Source organism: Jeotgalibacillus sp. 10bf12 (assembly GCF_055597105.1).
The window spans coordinates 570,829-585,001 of the sequence record NZ_CP200276.1 but is presented as its reverse complement, the minus strand read 5'-3'; the positions used below and the strand labels follow the sequence as shown (position 1 = coordinate 585,001).

The window sequence follows — 14,173 nt, the reverse complement described above, 5'->3', positions numbered from 1 at the left end:
CTATTTCAGTCAGACCAGCTCCGGCTTACGTGTCTCAGCTGCTGCAAGTCCTGCTTTATTCAGGAAGTTCCATGGCTGATTGAAGTGCGGCTGGAAGAAGAAATCGACAAAGCCGAGTTCATCAATCGTCATGCCAGTCTGAATGCAGACGCTGAGTGTATTAATTGATTGAGTCACATCTGCTTTTGACAGTACCTGTGCACCGATGATCTTACGGCTTTCAGGAAGATAGCTGACTTTCAGCAGTACATCTTCTGAGGTCGGCATAAATTCCGGACGGTGCTTTTCAGATATTGTGACACTTTTCACATGAATATCCATCGCTTGAGCACTTGTTTCAGTTAAGCCTGTTGATGCCATATTCAGATCATAGATGTGAAGCCCTGAAGTACCTTGAGTACCAACGTTTTTCATAACAGGTTCAATCAGGTTGCGTGCAACGAGTGTGCCCATTCTGACTGCGTTTGTTGCAAGCGGGATATAGGCGGCCTGACCTGTCGGGTTATATTTCACTGCACAGCAGTCACCGGCTGCAAGAATGTCAGGATCGCTTGTACGCATATAATCATCGACTTTAATCGCTCCGTTTGGCAGCATGTCGACTTTTCCTTTTAACAATTCTGTGTTTGGACGGAAGCCGACACACATAATCACAAGGTCAGTCTCAACGCGTCCTGCATTTGTTACAACGGCTTCTACAGCATTTTCACCTTCAAAACGAGTAACCGTTTCACCGAGTCTCAGTTCAACGCCATGGTCAATGAACGCCTTCTCCACCTGATCTGTAAATTCCTGATCAAGATATTTATTCAGTATGCGGTCCACACCGTCAATCAACGTTACTTCTTTACCCGCCTGTTGGAATGCTTCTACAAGCTCAACGCCGATATAGCCTGCACCTACAACTGTTACGTGTTTTACGTCACGTGACTTTTCAATAATGGTATTAGCCTGGTTGAAGTTCTTCGCTAACAAAATGTTATCAAGCTTAATGCCGTCAATTGGCGGAATGATTGGCCAAGAGCCTGTAGACATTACAAGTTTGTCATAGCTGTCATTCACTTCTTCACCAGTGACGAGATTTAGTGCTTTGATCTGCTTGCGCGCAGTATCGATTTCCTGCACGGCATGCTGCATTTTCATCGTAACACCAAGACTTTTCAGTTGTTCAGGTGAGCTGTAGAAAAGCCCCTGGGGATCTTCAACGACACCGCCTACATATAATGCTAAACCACATGAAAGAAAGGACACATTATCGTTTTTCTCATAAACTGTAATATCTGCTTCAGGATACATATTTGCCATATTCGTTACAGCTGCTGTCCCAGCGTGAGTACTTCCGATTACTGCGATTTTCATGTAAAAATTCCTCCTAATTTTAATTGTGAAAAACTTCACAATCAGTAATTGACTTAAGTATACGACGGTTTGAAGTAGAATGCAAGTGTTTTGTTCAGTATTTCACAAACAATTTTAATCATACGTCACACCCCTCAAAATAGAACAAAAAAGTTGAACTTCAGCTTAGCTGCAAGTGGAAATGACATCTGGTAAAGCAGAAAATTCAGTACAGCTGGTAAGAGAATCCTGTGATATGCTTGATTGATAAAGTAATGAGCTCAGTGGTAAAAAATGATCTTTACAAAGGAAGAGATGATATGAAGGAATTTGTGATTGGTCTTGATCTTGGTACAACCAGTGTAAAAGCGGTCATGTTTACCAGGGCTGGAAAAGTAAAAGCTGAAACAGAGCAGCTGATCAAAACTTCTTATTCAACGGATGGTTATGCAGAACAGGACCCGGATGTCATTGTGTCATCTGCAGTTTTTGCGTTAAAAAATGTGCTGGATGAAACCGGTGCAAACGCAGAAAATGTTCTTGGTATTGGTTTTTCGAGCGCTATGCATTCTCTGATCTGTACAGACAAGGATGGCCGTGCGGTTTCAAAAGCACTGATATGGGCGGATGGCAGAAGCCGTCAGCAGGCAATGGAATTGATGAGATCAGATGGTTCTGCCTTTTACGAGCGGACAGGCACACCCATACATCCGATGTCGCCATTAACTAAGCTGATATGGATGAAGAAAACAGGATATCCACCTTATCAAAAAGCTGAATATCTGATGTCGATTAAAGAATACATCATCTATCAATGGTTTAACGAACGGGTGACTGATTATGCAATGGCAGCAGCGACTGGCATGATGGATGGCAGAACATTGACATGGGATAATGAAATACTTGAAAGAGCAGGAATCACAGAAAGTCAGGTGGGTAAACCAGTACCTCCTGATTACCAATTGGGACAACTCAATCGTATTATTGCCAGTTATTTAAAACTTCCGCCGAATATACCATTCATCATTGGATCAGCTGATGGTCAGCTTGCTAACCTTGGCAGTAGCGGGCTTGATGAAAACTGTCTGACCATTTCAGCCGGTACGAGCGGTGCGGTACGTAAGTGGACAAATCACTTCACTGTCAGTAGCGGTCACGAAGTATTTTGTTATGCATTCACACCGGATTATTACATAACAGGAGGGCCTACAAATAACGGAGGGGTGGCCATAGAGTGGTTAAAAAAGACGTTGAATTATCATGGGACTTATGAAGAATTGATCATGGAAGCAGAGACTGTAGGTCCGGGAGCAGATGGGTTGTTGTTTTTACCATATATTAATGGTGAGCGTGCTCCTATCTGGAATCAGGAAGCAAGAGGAAGCCTGATCGGCCTGTCGATCTCACACGGTATACCTCAATATGCAAGAGCAGTGCTCGAAGGGATTACACTCAACTTGTATCAGATCTACCTTTCGCTTGGAACAGCCGGAGAAGAAGCGGAAGTCATTTACGTCAATGGGGGGCTCTCAAGATCAGCACTCTGGGTTCAAATTCTTTCAAATATCTTTAATAAGCCCGTGCAGCGGACAGAGAGCCACCATAGCGCCGCCTGGGGAGCTGCCTGGCTCGTGTTAACGTCATCAGGTGAAAAGGATTCATTAAAACAAATTAAAGAAAACATTCCTTTAGGCGAACGTACTGAGCCTGATAAAGAACAGCATGAAGAATATATGAAGGTTTATAAGCGCTACAGTAAGTTCGTCAAGGCGATGACGGAATAAATCAAAAGCCTGACGTGTGTATGATTACTCAAAGTCTGCTTCCACTTTTCATGAGATCCAGTTCCGGGCGCTAGCTCTTCGGGTCATAAGCCACGCATCGGTAAACGGGAAAGGTCACCCGTTTTCCGCTCCGCGTCTTATGCCTGTCAGAGCTGATCGAGCGCCCTTCACTTTTCATGAGATCCAGCTCCAGCAGGCAGGTCCTCGAGTCATAAGCCAACCTGAGAAAATGGGGAAGGTCACCCATTTCTCTCAGATCGTCTTAAGCTTGTCGGACCTAAACGCCTGCTTCCGCTTTTCGTGAGATCCAGCTCCAGGCGCTAGCTCTTCGGGTCATAAGCCACGCATCGGTAAACGGGAAAGGTCACCCGTTTTCCGCTCCGCGTCTTATGCCCGTCAGAGCTGACCAAGCGCCTTCCGCTTTTCATTGTTCCACGTGGAACATTTTCAGATTTTTTGCGCAATGATTTGAATCACATGTGAAAGGCCGTTATGCAGCTTGCCTTCCTGTCTTGTCACTTCACCGGTAAAGAAGTGAATTATTTTCCAGTCTGTAAAAGCTTCAAGCATCTCTTCTGCATCATATAAAAACTCTTCTTTTGGCGGGCCGCCTGTTTTGTAAGGCAGCTGGTGCTTCGAATACACTTCGCTGATATAATAGCCGCCTGATTTAATTGTACTTTTAATGCCTTCAAGCATTGATTGTCTTCCTGCAGGATCAATATGACCAAACACATTGATCACCGCATCATAGGCTTCAGGTGTCCATTCTGCATCTGTTAAATCAGCAAGCGCGGTCTGTACCTGCACGTGTCTTTCAGTAGCGAGTCCCTGCGTTTTCTTTAGTCCTTCTTCTGCATAATCCCACGCCGTGACGCTGAGTCCTTTTTCAGCCAGATAAACCGCATTTCTGCCTTCTCCTTCAGCGACTGCAAGCAATGAGCCTGTTTTCAAACCCAACTTTTTCTGTGCGTAGACAATGAATTCATTCGGTTCTTTTCCGTAAATATACGTTTTGTTCTGAAATCTTCTATCCCATGCATTCATCTCATCACTCCTCTATTGAATTATAATGGTTCTGAGCAGTAATCTCATTTGTAAGCGGTTATAATAGAGCTACATTTGCAGGGAGGGATTTGCATGAAGAAGACATGGTGGAAGGAAGCAGTTGTCTATCAGGTTTACTGGCGCAGCTTTTACGACAGTAATGGTGACGGGTATGGAGATCTCCGCGGCGTGCTTGAAAAGCTGGATTACATAAAGAAGCTCGGTGTTGATGTGATCTGGCTGAATCCGTTCTATGAATCACCTGACCGTGATAACGGTTATGATATATCAAACTATGAATCCGTTATGGAAAAAGCGGGTGATATGGATACATTTAAAGAGTTGCTTGATGCGATCCACCATAAGGGTATGAAGGTGATTATGGATCTCGTAGTCAATGATACCTCAGATCAGCACCCCTGGTTCCTGGATTCAAAGTCATCAAAAGATCATCCGAAGCGCAACTGGTATATCTGGCGCGAAGGTAAAGATGGCGGTCCACCGAATAACTGGCGTTCTTACTTTGAACCTTCAACCTGGACCAAGGATGAGGAAACTGAAGAATATTATTTTCACTCTTTTGCAAAAGAGCAGCCCGATCTGAACTGGGAGAATGCTGAAGTCAGGGAGGAAATTTACCGTATGATGCGTTCATGGCTGGATCTCGGCATTGATGGATTTAGAATGGATGTCATTAATCTGCTGGCAAAGCAGGAAGGATTCCCGGATGCAGAAAATCCTGAACATATCAGTTATCTGGCAGATAATCCGGGCATTCATGATTATTTGCAGGAGATGAACCGTGAAGTGCTGTCTCATTACGACGTGATGACTGTAGGTGAGATTCCTTTTGTGAATCCTGAGACCGGTCTGTTATATGTCAATGAAGACCGTCATGAGTTGAACACCCTGTTTCATTTTCAGGTCGCCGATGAGATGCCTGTCATGGACCTCCCAAAGTATAAAGAGATTCAGGAAAGCTGGTATCAGGGTGTATTTGAGAAAGGCTGGAACTCTCAGTTTTTAAATAATCATGATCATACAAGACAGGTTACACGTTACGGAAATGACGGTGCTTACCGGACTGAATCTGCGAAACTCCTTGGGATCATGCTCCATACGCTGCCCGGCATGCCTTATATTTACCAGGGCGAAGAGATCGGAATGACCGGTGTCCGGTTCGAATCGATTCATGACTACAATGACATTGCGATGAAAAATAAATATAAAGAAGAAGTGGCAAAAGGAAGGGATCCTGAAGAAGTATTTGAGGGCCTGCTGCTGCTCAGCCGTGATAATTCCCGTACGCCAATGCAGTGGAATGATCAGGAACATGCCGGTTTTACAAAAGGTGAGCCCTGGATTAAGGTGAATCCAAACTATCAAAAAATCAATGTAGAGCAGGCGCTCAATGATCAAAGCTCTGTGTTTTATACGTATCAAAACCTGGTCGAACTGCGTAAAGAGCATCCGGTGATGGTGTATGGTGATTATGAGGATCTGTCAAAAGAGAAAGAACCGCTTTATATGTATAAACGAACCTATCAAAACACAACGTGGCTGATTGCGCTGAACCACTCGGAGCAGACACTTTCAGTAGAAAGCCCTGAAGCTTTGTCAGGTGAAGCGGCACGTCTTGTGATTGGCAATTATAAGGTGGACGCTGAAGCAAGATCTGTAATGCCTCATACGCTTGAACTGAAGCCTTATGAAGCCCGCGTATATGAGATTATATCAGCAGACTAATAAAAGACAGCGCCTGTGCGCTGTCTTTTATTATGAACTTAACTCCGGTAACTATAAAGTTCAATCTCAGACTCCACCCATTTAGCGTAATCTGAAATGGTGTCAAATTGCTTGTCAGTAAATCTCCGCGGAAGGTAATCGATCATACAAAGCGTTCCGATCATTTCACCTCTTGATATTAGCGGCAGGCCGGCATAAAACTGAAGTCCGCTCATCTTAAAGAACGCACGGATCTTATCATCCGGGTGCTCAGCTATGTTTTCAATGATCAGTGCTTCCTGCTGTCTGATTACGTAGTCGCACAAAGCCTGATCGCGAGGGACTTCCCTGAGTGTCTGGTCATAGTCAGGGATGCCAATACATGACTTGAACCACTGGCGTTTATCATCAATAATTGAAATGAAACAGACTGGTACGTGAAATGCATTCTTAACGATCCGGGTAATACGGTCAAACCGCTCTTCAGTTGGTGTATCGATGATCTGCAGGCGCTCAATTTCCTTAAGTCGGCTCTCTTCCCCGGTTTTCTCTGTTGTAACAGCTGCTTCAAGATATGACTGGCTTGCGGAAGCGATGCAGTGGAAAAAATGGTCAATTGTATGTTTGATTTTTTCAAGTGGCAAAGGCCTGCTGAAATAATATCCCTGTATTTCATCACAGCCAAGGCTTGTCAGGATATCAAACTGTTCTCTCGTTTCCACACCCTCCGCCGTAACATAGAGGTCCAGTTTTTTGGCAAGCTGAATAATAAAATGCACGATGCTGATATCTTTTTCATTATGGTGATGATCAATCTGAGAGATAAAAGACCTGTCGATTTTAATACCGTCAAGTGAAAATTTTCTTAAATAATTGAGAGATGAATAGCTCACCCCGAAATCATCAATGACGACGCGAAAGCCGAGTGACTTTAAGTAATTAATGATTTCCACGCCTTTGACCGGATTTTTCATCAGCATATTCTCAGTAATTTCTACCTCAATATTTGAAGGATTGACCCCGCAATCACTTACAATCTGAATAAAATGTTCGTTAATTAAATCAGATTCAAATAAGGCGGCAGACAGGTTAATTGATGTAACAGCCGTGTCAAAAAGTTCAGGTGCATTTTTTATATCCTCGCACACTTTATAAACAACAGTTCTTGTCACTTCCTGAATCAGTGTCGTATTTTCAGCGACTGGTATGAATTTGAGAGGTGGTACTGTTCCAAGCACAGGGCTGAACCATCTGACAAGCGCCTCAAAGTGGACGCGATTCGTGCTGGCGTGCAGCTTTGGCTGATAATAGACGGTCAGCTCATCCTGATCAAGCGCTTTATATAGTTCAGCTTCCATAATCGCTTCAGCGATATTGTCCTGATGCTGATTTTCTGTTTTGAACAGGCGGATCGAGTTTCTGCCTTCCCGTTTCGCTTCGACCATAGCGGCGCATGCATTGCTGATCATTGAGTTAGGGTGACCCTGACTCTGACAGATTCCGATACATCCTGTGACCGGGATCGATACACTATTTACCTCGTAAGTAAAAAGAGACAGTGATGAAAGAATGTTCTTAGCAAGTTGAAGGGCCTCATTTTCAGTATGGTTAGTCACTGTCACAATGAACTCATCTCCATCAATTCTCCCTAAAATGGATTCAGGTGGCAGCAGGGTAGCGGTCTGTTTGGCGATTTTTTTGAGCAATTCATTTGTGGCTTCAATCCCCAGCCACTCATTAATTAATTTAAACCTGTCAATATTTATATACAGTATTGAAAATGAGGAATGTTCCATTTTGGAAAGCTCTGCTTTAACCTGCAACAGACTTGGAAGTCCGGTTAAGTAATCAATATTTTCAATTGAAGCGAGCAATTTAGTGGATGTGGAGTCTGAAAGGTCATTTGTCAGTCCTATTATATATCTGACATATCCATGGTCGTCTGTGATCGGCATTAGAGCTGAGGCAGCGTACGCTGAAATATTGGAAAGCTTGTTCATCTGATCAGAATAAAAGACAGGCTCACCTTTAGAGGCTGCTTCATCGTACTGGCTGATGAGAGGAGCTGAGACTTTTTCCTCATAGATATCATGAATGTAGCGACCCTTCCAGTCTTCAGGAAGTGAGGCAAGGCGTGCTGCTTCAGCAGTGACATCTGCATATTTATAGCCCTGCGTATCTACCTCCATCAAAAAAACCATCTTATAGAGTCCGGTAAAGAAATCAAACAAATACTGGGGGTCAGCTTTCAGGTGATCCATGAATTCTCCTCCTTTTAACAAGCAATTGTTCATATAAGAAACAAATAATTACATCTATCATAAATCGAAACGTGACGTATGTCACGGTTATATTGTCTTTTTAGTGTAAAAAGTTGTATTTTTATAAAAGTCTAAAGAACTGTTACGTTCGATTCAGAATTCTTGTCAGTTTTGATAAAATAAAAGTAAAAAACTAAACGGAGTGAGGGGTTTGAATAGAAACAAGCTGAAGCAGCTGGAGATCAGAATATCGGACACAGCGGGAACTTCATTGAGGACAGTCATTGATTTTGAAAGAAGTTATATATTCAGATCGGGTATCGTTAATCATGAAAAAGTTGATCTCCAGCCATCTCAATTAAATGAACTTGAGATGGATAGGTTAAAAGAAAAGCTTTCTCATCTGAATGTCAATACGCTGCGTAACGGATACAAGACTGGTATGAAGGCAGAACTGTACTGGCAGGTGGTGATTACCGGAGAGGATGAATTATATGAGGAGGTTGGTGTGGACCAGTTGCCGCATGAGTGGGTGAATTTTTTCAGGCTGCTTCCGTAGCAGCCTGACGTTATTTTTTTGCATACTCTGAAACAATAAATGCAAGGTCATCATTACCGAATACCTGCAGGACATTGATCAGTGTACCGGAATCCACGGTCATATCAAATACTTCGCTTTCTTCTTTCAGCTTTTTTAAAAGAGGATTAGGAGGCTGTGCAGGATAAGCTTTGTGGTAAACTTTTTCAGGGTCCAGATCACGCTCTTGGCACCATTGAATGAATATGCGTACCATGACCTGTTCATCTTCCTGATACTGCTTAATAATATATGCTTCTATTTCTTTTTGATCCATTTTACTGCCCCTTTCTGTGCTGTATTTGATGGATATGGCTGATTTAAATGATGGATCACTATAAATAATAGGTGGTTCACACGAATATGTTTAAAGTGGTTTTAATCTCTTAAACCGGGGGTAAATATTCTTTGTGACCACATAAATCAACGGTGGAGTGGCGGATAAATGGACCGCTATTTTGCTGCATTGTCGTGACTGCCGGGAAGACAGCGGCTTTCTTAAAGAAAAAGGATCCAACCACCCGAATTGGCGATTAAGAGGGCATACAATTCTTCCCCATATAAATAAACTTGCGGACATCTCTGGCAGCAGCCGGAGATTTTTTCGCGTTTTACAGTACAATCAGTAAATACCCAAGCCCCGCAAAAAGTGTACCGCCTGAAAATGTTGTAATCAAATACATTATAGCGCGCAGTCGTTGCTTGTCATCAAAAAGTTGAACTGCTTCAATCTGCATCGTTGAAAAAGTTGTAAATGCGCCAAGAAAGCCTATTGCCAGGAGTGTATCATAACCTGTAGACAGCTCCAGGGCGATCACCATACCGAGCAGAAAAGACCCAATAAGGTTCACCAGCAATGTACCAAATGGAATCGAGGAAAACTTTTCGTTTCCATATGAGGAGAGGAAGTATCTTGCGATTGCACCGAAAAATCCTCCTGCTCCAAGTAAGAATAGACTCATATATTTCCACCTGCTTTTCTCCCGGTCATTATCCCGCTATAAGCAAGCACAAACCCACCAGCCAGACTGATCATAAAATATAAAACTGCATATCCATATTGTGCTGTCTGGAGAAATTCGAATAGCTCTGCACTGACAGCTGACAGTGTTGTAAATGAGCCAACCAGTCCTGTTGTAAGTGCAAGTCTGATACCTTTGCCCATCTTAATAGGAGCTGTAGAAAGTAACCCGAGTAGAAATGAACCGAGAAGATTCACGATTAATGTTGAAAAAGGGAAGCTGTTTTGAAACAGCGTATCAACCAAAGCCCTCAGACACACTCCGGCAGCCCCGCCAAGTCCAACCCACCACACATGCATGTTCATCACCTGCTCATCTGGAAATTAAAAATAAAGCCGCCATTAACGCTGACGGCTTACTGAATAGCGAAACGAGTCCGCAGCTGCTTTTACTTTTTCATAAGCCTCATCCATCGATTCAGCCGTAATAAAAGTATGGAGTCCATCCTGTGAGCTGATTGAGTGCTCATAGCGCGGATCGTAATAGTGTATAAGCAGCAGCTTTACGGCTTCCTCATAATCCCCGTTTGTCAAAAGAGCACGTATTTCCCGGGAAATTGGCGTATGAATTCTGCGTTCGATTTTTTCAAATGCTTCCATAAACTGATCAGGCGTCTGATCAGGCTGATAATCCTTTAAAATGTTTTTAACACGCTCTTCAGCTGGGAGATCAAGAAATAGCTGTGGTGAATTTTCTTTTTTCTTATGAAGGAAATCCGGCATATGAACCCGGCCTATCCTTCTGCTTTCACCTTCAATCAGTATATATGGAGAATTCTTTAATTTTCTTAACTCAGTAATCAGCAGTGAATCAAACTTTTTCTGGTTGCTTGGTTCTAAACCGATCTGACCAAAAATTGACCCGCGGTGACCGGCTATCTTTTCAAGATCAATGATTGGATACCCTTGTTCTTTCAGTTGATTTAATATCACAGTCTTGCCGGACCCGGTATACCCATTCAGCACAAGTAATTCAGGTGTAAAATCAAATGATTCAAGGGATTGTACTACCCACTGTCTGTAAGTTCGGATGCCTCCAGTCAGACGGTTTACATCAACACCCATTAATTCGGTTGTCGTTGCAGCGGTTTTGCTTCTCATTCCACCGCGCCAGCAAAATACTGAAACAGGGCGCTCTAAATCCTGAAACTCTTTAACAAACTCAGGAAGCTTTGCAGAAAAAATTTCAAGCCCGCGTTCTTTTGCAGCTTCCGGCCCTACCTGTTTATATATGGTTCCGATTTCTGCACGTTCTTCATTATTGAACACTGGAATATTGACACTCCCAGGAATAGAGCCTTCTTCAAATTCCCCTGGTGAGCGGACATCAACTAGAACCCGTTCGTTATTTTCGTGAACCTCCATCAAATCATTCAAGCTGATTTCTCTTGTCAACGCTTTTCACCTGCAGACGATTGGATGCTGATTTTGCCACTATGATCATTGACCACTTCTCCAATGATATGAGCATCAACATTCTGTGCGCGCAGCTTTTCAAGAAGCTCATCACTTTCATGAGCAGATACTGAAATTAACAGACCGCCTGATGTAACTGCATCACATAAAATATAACGGTCAATCTGATCCATATTTTCAGGGAACATCACTTTACCGTCTAAATGGGCATAATTATTTTTAGTACCTCCAGGAATCGTACCACCTTCAGCCAGCTCACGTACGCGAGGGAGAACAGGGACCTGATCGCTGTAAATGCGGATACCTGCTTCACTGCCAGCTGCCATTTCTGAAGCGTGTCCAAGCAGTCCGAAACCTGTCACATCGGTTGCTGCGTGTATATCGAAATCAGCCATTGTTTCAGCCGCTGTTTTATTTAACGTTGCCATCACGCTTGTCACGTTTTTCGTTTCTTCATCACTTAATAATCCATTCTTTAGTGCAGTTGTGGAAATCCCGACACCGATCGGTTTTGTCAGGATCAGTTTATCTCCAGGCTTAGCGCCTGTGTTTGCTCTGACTTTATCAGGGTGAACCGTACCGGTTACAGCAAGTCCGAACTTTGGCTCCTGATCATCGATTGAGTGACCGCCTACCAGTGTCACGCCGGCTTCTTTTAATTTATCGCCTGCACCGCGAAGGATGTCAGTCAAAATACTCTTATCAAGCGTTGAGATTGGAAAAGCCACAATATTCAGCGCAGTCAGTGGGGTGCCGCCCATTGCATACACATCACTGATTGCATTTGCCGCAGCAATCTGGCCGAAATCATAAGGGTCATCTACAATTGGTGTGAAGAAATCAAGCGTCTGAACAAGAGCAGTTTCTTCATTAATTTTATAGACGCCTGCATCATCGCTTGTATCGAGACCAACAAGCAGGTTTGGGTTTGCTTCTGCCTGCGGTAAGTTTTTCAGCACTTGTGCAAGGTCAGCAGGACCAATTTTGCAGCCGCAGCCCCCTTTTGAAGATAGCGAAGTCAGTTTGATTGTGTTTGTCATTTAAATCAACCTTTCATATTCGATTCATGCCTTTAAGTTTAGCACAAAATTAAAAACTTCATTCTAATAAGAGGTTCAGGTAAAACAAGTGACTTGCAACATTAGGAAATACATGTTTTAATATAAAGCGTAATGTTTACGATTTGATTATATAGGAGGCAATATATATGAAACAAAATACACACCCAGAATATCGTAAAGTAGTATTCATGGATACAAATAGTGGCTTTAAATTTTTAACCGGATCAACAAAAGGATCGAATGAAACAATTGAGTGGGAAGACGGAAACACTTACCCGCTATTAAAAGTAGAAGTAAGCTCAGATACGCATCCTTTCTATACTGGCCGTCAGAAATTCGCTGATAAAGATGGTCGTGCAGAAAGATTCAAAAAGAAATATAACCTTTAAATTCATGTTAGCGTCATACCGAATGCCGGTGTGGCGCTTTTTTTAACAATTTACGAATATGTTTCGTAATAAAATTATTATTTACGAAAAAAATCTGTTTAAATCATATTGACAGCGCTTTATTTTAGGTATAGAATCCAAATTAACGAAACATTTTACTTTAATAAAAAACTTAACGAAAAGTTTTCGTAATATTTGAGGATGGTGACTATGAGAAAGTTTCCTGAGAATTTCGTTTGGGGTACTGCAACTTCTTCTTTCCAAATTGAGGGTGGAAGAGAATCAAGAGGAGAATCAATCTGGGATCAGTTTTGTAAGAATCCAGGTAAGGTTTTAAACGGAGATCATGGTGAAGTCGCATGTGATCACATCAACCGTTATAAAGAAGATGTTCAATTAATGAAGAATCTGAATGTACCATGGTACCGCTTTTCAATTTCATGGTCACGCATTTTTCCAAACGGCGACAGAGTCGTAAATGAAGAAGGCCTTCAGTTCTACGATAATCTTTTAACAGAGCTTGAACAGCAGGGAATTAAGCCGGCTGTAACACTTTACCACTGGGATCTGCCACAGGCGCTTCAGGATAAAGGCGGCTGGATGAACAGAGACATCGTTGAAGAGTTTGCTCATTACTGTGATGTGATTTTTGACCGTTTTGGTGATAGGGTGTCTAACTGGATTACACACAATGAGCCGTGGGTTGTAAGCTGGCTTGGATACGGTTCAGGTGAACATGCACCGGGTTATCGCGATATTCCGGCATTCCTAAAGGCTGCTCACCACGTACTATTGTCACACGGAGTGGTTGTGAATCGCTTCAGAGAAAGACAGCTTCCGGGTGAGATCGGGATTACATTGAACCTGAATTCTTCTTATCCATTTAATGAAAACGCTTCATCAGAAGAAGCTGCTGTCAGATGGGACGGTTTCCTGAATCGCTGGTTCCTTGATCCGGTATTCAAAGGACAATATCCTGCTGACATGCTTGACCACTACAGTGTTTATACAGATTTCTCTTTCGTAAAAGATGGAGACCTTGAAACAATGTCAGCAGCTGTAGATTTCCTTGGTATTAATTATTATTCAATTTCCTATCTGACACATCAGCCGGGTGCATGGCTTGAAGCCGGGCACGAAGGCGGCGGTCACAGACGGACAGCAATGGGCTGGGAAGTATACGCAAAAGGATTATCTGATCTGCTTATCAGATTGAAAAACGATTATGATAACCCGGTGATTTACGTCACTGAAAATGGCGCGGCATACGATGATGAGGTAACAGATGGAGAAGTTCAGGATCCTGAACGTGTTCAATATTTACAGGAGCATCTTGATGCCTGCCTGGACGCAATTGATGCAGGTGTTGATCTGAGAGGTTACTTCGCATGGAGTTTCCTTGATAACTTTGAGTGGGCATTCGGCTATTGCAAACGCTTTGGTCTGGTATATGTTGATTTTAAAACACAACAGAGAATTCCGAAAGACAGCGCTAAATGGTTTCAGCAGGTTATTTTGAACAATGGGTTAAAGATTCAACAACAACATATTTAA

General features: G+C 42.8%; 13 protein-coding genes. 5 read left to right on the top strand and 8 right to left on the bottom strand.

Features of this window, described 5'->3' with window-relative positions; genetic code table 11:
• Nucleotides 1–9: 9 nt before the first annotated feature.
• Nucleotides 10–1,359, bottom strand: a complete 1,350-nt coding sequence (locus DH10bf12_RS02670; protein WP_471737076.1) for an FAD-dependent oxidoreductase — start codon at nucleotides 1,357–1,359, stop codon at nucleotides 10–12.
• A 299-nt stretch (nucleotides 1,360–1,658) separates the two neighbouring features.
• On the opposite strand from DH10bf12_RS02670, the gene DH10bf12_RS02665 reads away from it, so the two are divergent.
• Nucleotides 1,659–3,122 (top strand): gluconokinase, encoded by a 1,464-nt coding sequence (locus tag DH10bf12_RS02665; RefSeq protein ID WP_471737075.1) that lies wholly within the window; start codon nucleotides 1,659–1,661, stop codon nucleotides 3,120–3,122.
• Nucleotides 3,123–3,569: 447 nt separating this feature from the next.
• Here the strand turns inward: DH10bf12_RS02665 and DH10bf12_RS02660 are convergent, their stop codons facing one another.
• Nucleotides 3,570–4,169, bottom strand: a complete 600-nt coding sequence (locus tag DH10bf12_RS02660; RefSeq protein WP_471737074.1) for a class I SAM-dependent methyltransferase — start codon at nucleotides 4,167–4,169, stop codon at nucleotides 3,570–3,572.
• A 93-nt stretch (nucleotides 4,170–4,262) separates the two neighbouring features.
• Between DH10bf12_RS02660 and DH10bf12_RS02655 the strand changes: the two genes are divergently transcribed.
• A complete protein-coding gene (locus tag DH10bf12_RS02655; protein WP_471737073.1) occupies nucleotides 4,263–5,915 on the top strand; it encodes a glycoside hydrolase family 13 protein in 1,653 nt (550 codons plus the stop codon).
• A gap of 38 nt (nucleotides 5,916–5,953) precedes the next feature.
• Here DH10bf12_RS02655 and DH10bf12_RS02650 read toward each other — a convergent pair whose 3' ends face one another.
• Complete coding sequence (locus DH10bf12_RS02650) at nucleotides 5,954–8,155, bottom strand: EAL domain-containing protein (protein ID WP_471737072.1); 2,202 nt, start codon at nucleotides 8,153–8,155, stop codon at nucleotides 5,954–5,956.
• 211 nt (nucleotides 8,156–8,366) lie between these two features.
• Here DH10bf12_RS02650 and DH10bf12_RS02645 point away from each other — a divergent pair, with 211 nt between their 5' ends.
• A complete protein-coding gene (locus tag DH10bf12_RS02645; protein ID WP_471737071.1) occupies nucleotides 8,367–8,714 on the top strand; it encodes a hypothetical protein in 348 nt (115 codons plus the stop codon).
• Between the two features lie 10 nt (nucleotides 8,715–8,724).
• Here the strand turns inward: DH10bf12_RS02645 and DH10bf12_RS02640 are convergent, their stop codons facing one another.
• The 5 genes from DH10bf12_RS02640 to selD form a co-directional block, all read right to left on the bottom strand.
• A complete protein-coding gene (locus DH10bf12_RS02640; protein WP_471737070.1) occupies nucleotides 8,725–9,009 on the bottom strand; it encodes a hypothetical protein in 285 nt (94 codons plus the stop codon).
• 334 nt (nucleotides 9,010–9,343) lie between these two features.
• Entirely contained in the window at nucleotides 9,344–9,694 is a 351-nt protein-coding gene (gene crcB / locus DH10bf12_RS02635; protein ID WP_471737069.1) for a fluoride efflux transporter CrcB, read from the bottom strand.
• On the bottom strand, nucleotides 9,691–10,053 hold the full coding sequence (locus tag DH10bf12_RS02630; protein WP_471737068.1) for a fluoride efflux transporter FluC: 363 nt from the start codon (nucleotides 10,051–10,053) through the stop codon (nucleotides 9,691–9,693). The genes crcB and DH10bf12_RS02630 overlap by 4 nt, the downstream gene beginning before the upstream one ends.
• A gap of 42 nt (nucleotides 10,054–10,095) precedes the next feature.
• Nucleotides 10,096–11,148 (bottom strand): tRNA 2-selenouridine(34) synthase MnmH, encoded by a 1,053-nt coding sequence (gene mnmH, locus DH10bf12_RS02625; RefSeq protein ID WP_471737067.1) that lies wholly within the window; start codon nucleotides 11,146–11,148, stop codon nucleotides 10,096–10,098.
• Nucleotides 11,145–12,209, bottom strand: coding sequence for a selenide, water dikinase SelD (gene selD / locus DH10bf12_RS02620; protein WP_471737066.1), 1,065 nt, complete (start codon nucleotides 12,207–12,209; stop codon nucleotides 11,145–11,147). Before selD ends, mnmH begins: the two co-directional genes overlap by 4 nt.
• A gap of 167 nt (nucleotides 12,210–12,376) precedes the next feature.
• Between selD and DH10bf12_RS02615 the strand changes: the two genes are divergently transcribed.
• Both DH10bf12_RS02615 and DH10bf12_RS02610 read left to right on the top strand, forming a co-directional pair.
• The gene (locus DH10bf12_RS02615) at nucleotides 12,377–12,619 is read left to right on the top strand and encodes a type B 50S ribosomal protein L31 (RefSeq protein ID WP_471737065.1); all 243 of its coding nucleotides are present in this window, start codon (nucleotides 12,377–12,379) and stop codon (nucleotides 12,617–12,619) included.
• Nucleotides 12,620–12,829: 210 nt separating this feature from the next.
• Nucleotides 12,830–14,173, top strand: a complete 1,344-nt coding sequence (locus tag DH10bf12_RS02610; protein ID WP_471737064.1) for a GH1 family beta-glucosidase — start codon at nucleotides 12,830–12,832, stop codon at nucleotides 14,171–14,173.

Coding starts and splice junctions, on each gene's coding strand:
- DH10bf12_RS02670 (WP_471737076.1), bottom strand. CDS start 1,359: ATGAAAATCGCAGTAATCGGAAGTACTCACGCTGGGACAGCAGCTGTA.
- DH10bf12_RS02665 (WP_471737075.1), top strand. CDS start 1,659: ATGAAGGAATTTGTGATTGGTCTTGATCTTGGTACAACCAGTGTAAAA.
- DH10bf12_RS02660 (WP_471737074.1), bottom strand. CDS start 4,169: ATGAATGCATGGGATAGAAGATTTCAGAACAAAACGTATATTTACGGA.
- DH10bf12_RS02655 (WP_471737073.1), top strand. CDS start 4,263: ATGAAGAAGACATGGTGGAAGGAAGCAGTTGTCTATCAGGTTTACTGG.
- DH10bf12_RS02650 (WP_471737072.1), bottom strand. CDS start 8,155: ATGGATCACCTGAAAGCTGACCCCCAGTATTTGTTTGATTTCTTTACC.
- DH10bf12_RS02640 (WP_471737070.1), bottom strand. CDS start 9,009: ATGGATCAAAAAGAAATAGAAGCATATATTATTAAGCAGTATCAGGAA.
- crcB (WP_471737069.1), bottom strand. CDS start 9,694: ATGAGTCTATTCTTACTTGGAGCAGGAGGATTTTTCGGTGCAATCGCA.
- DH10bf12_RS02630 (WP_471737068.1), bottom strand. CDS start 10,053: ATGCATGTGTGGTGGGTTGGACTTGGCGGGGCTGCCGGAGTGTGTCTG.
- selD (WP_471737066.1), bottom strand. CDS start 12,209: ATGACAAACACAATCAAACTGACTTCGCTATCTTCAAAAGGGGGCTGC.
- DH10bf12_RS02615 (WP_471737065.1), top strand. CDS start 12,377: ATGAAACAAAATACACACCCAGAATATCGTAAAGTAGTATTCATGGAT.
- DH10bf12_RS02610 (WP_471737064.1), top strand. CDS start 12,830: ATGAGAAAGTTTCCTGAGAATTTCGTTTGGGGTACTGCAACTTCTTCT.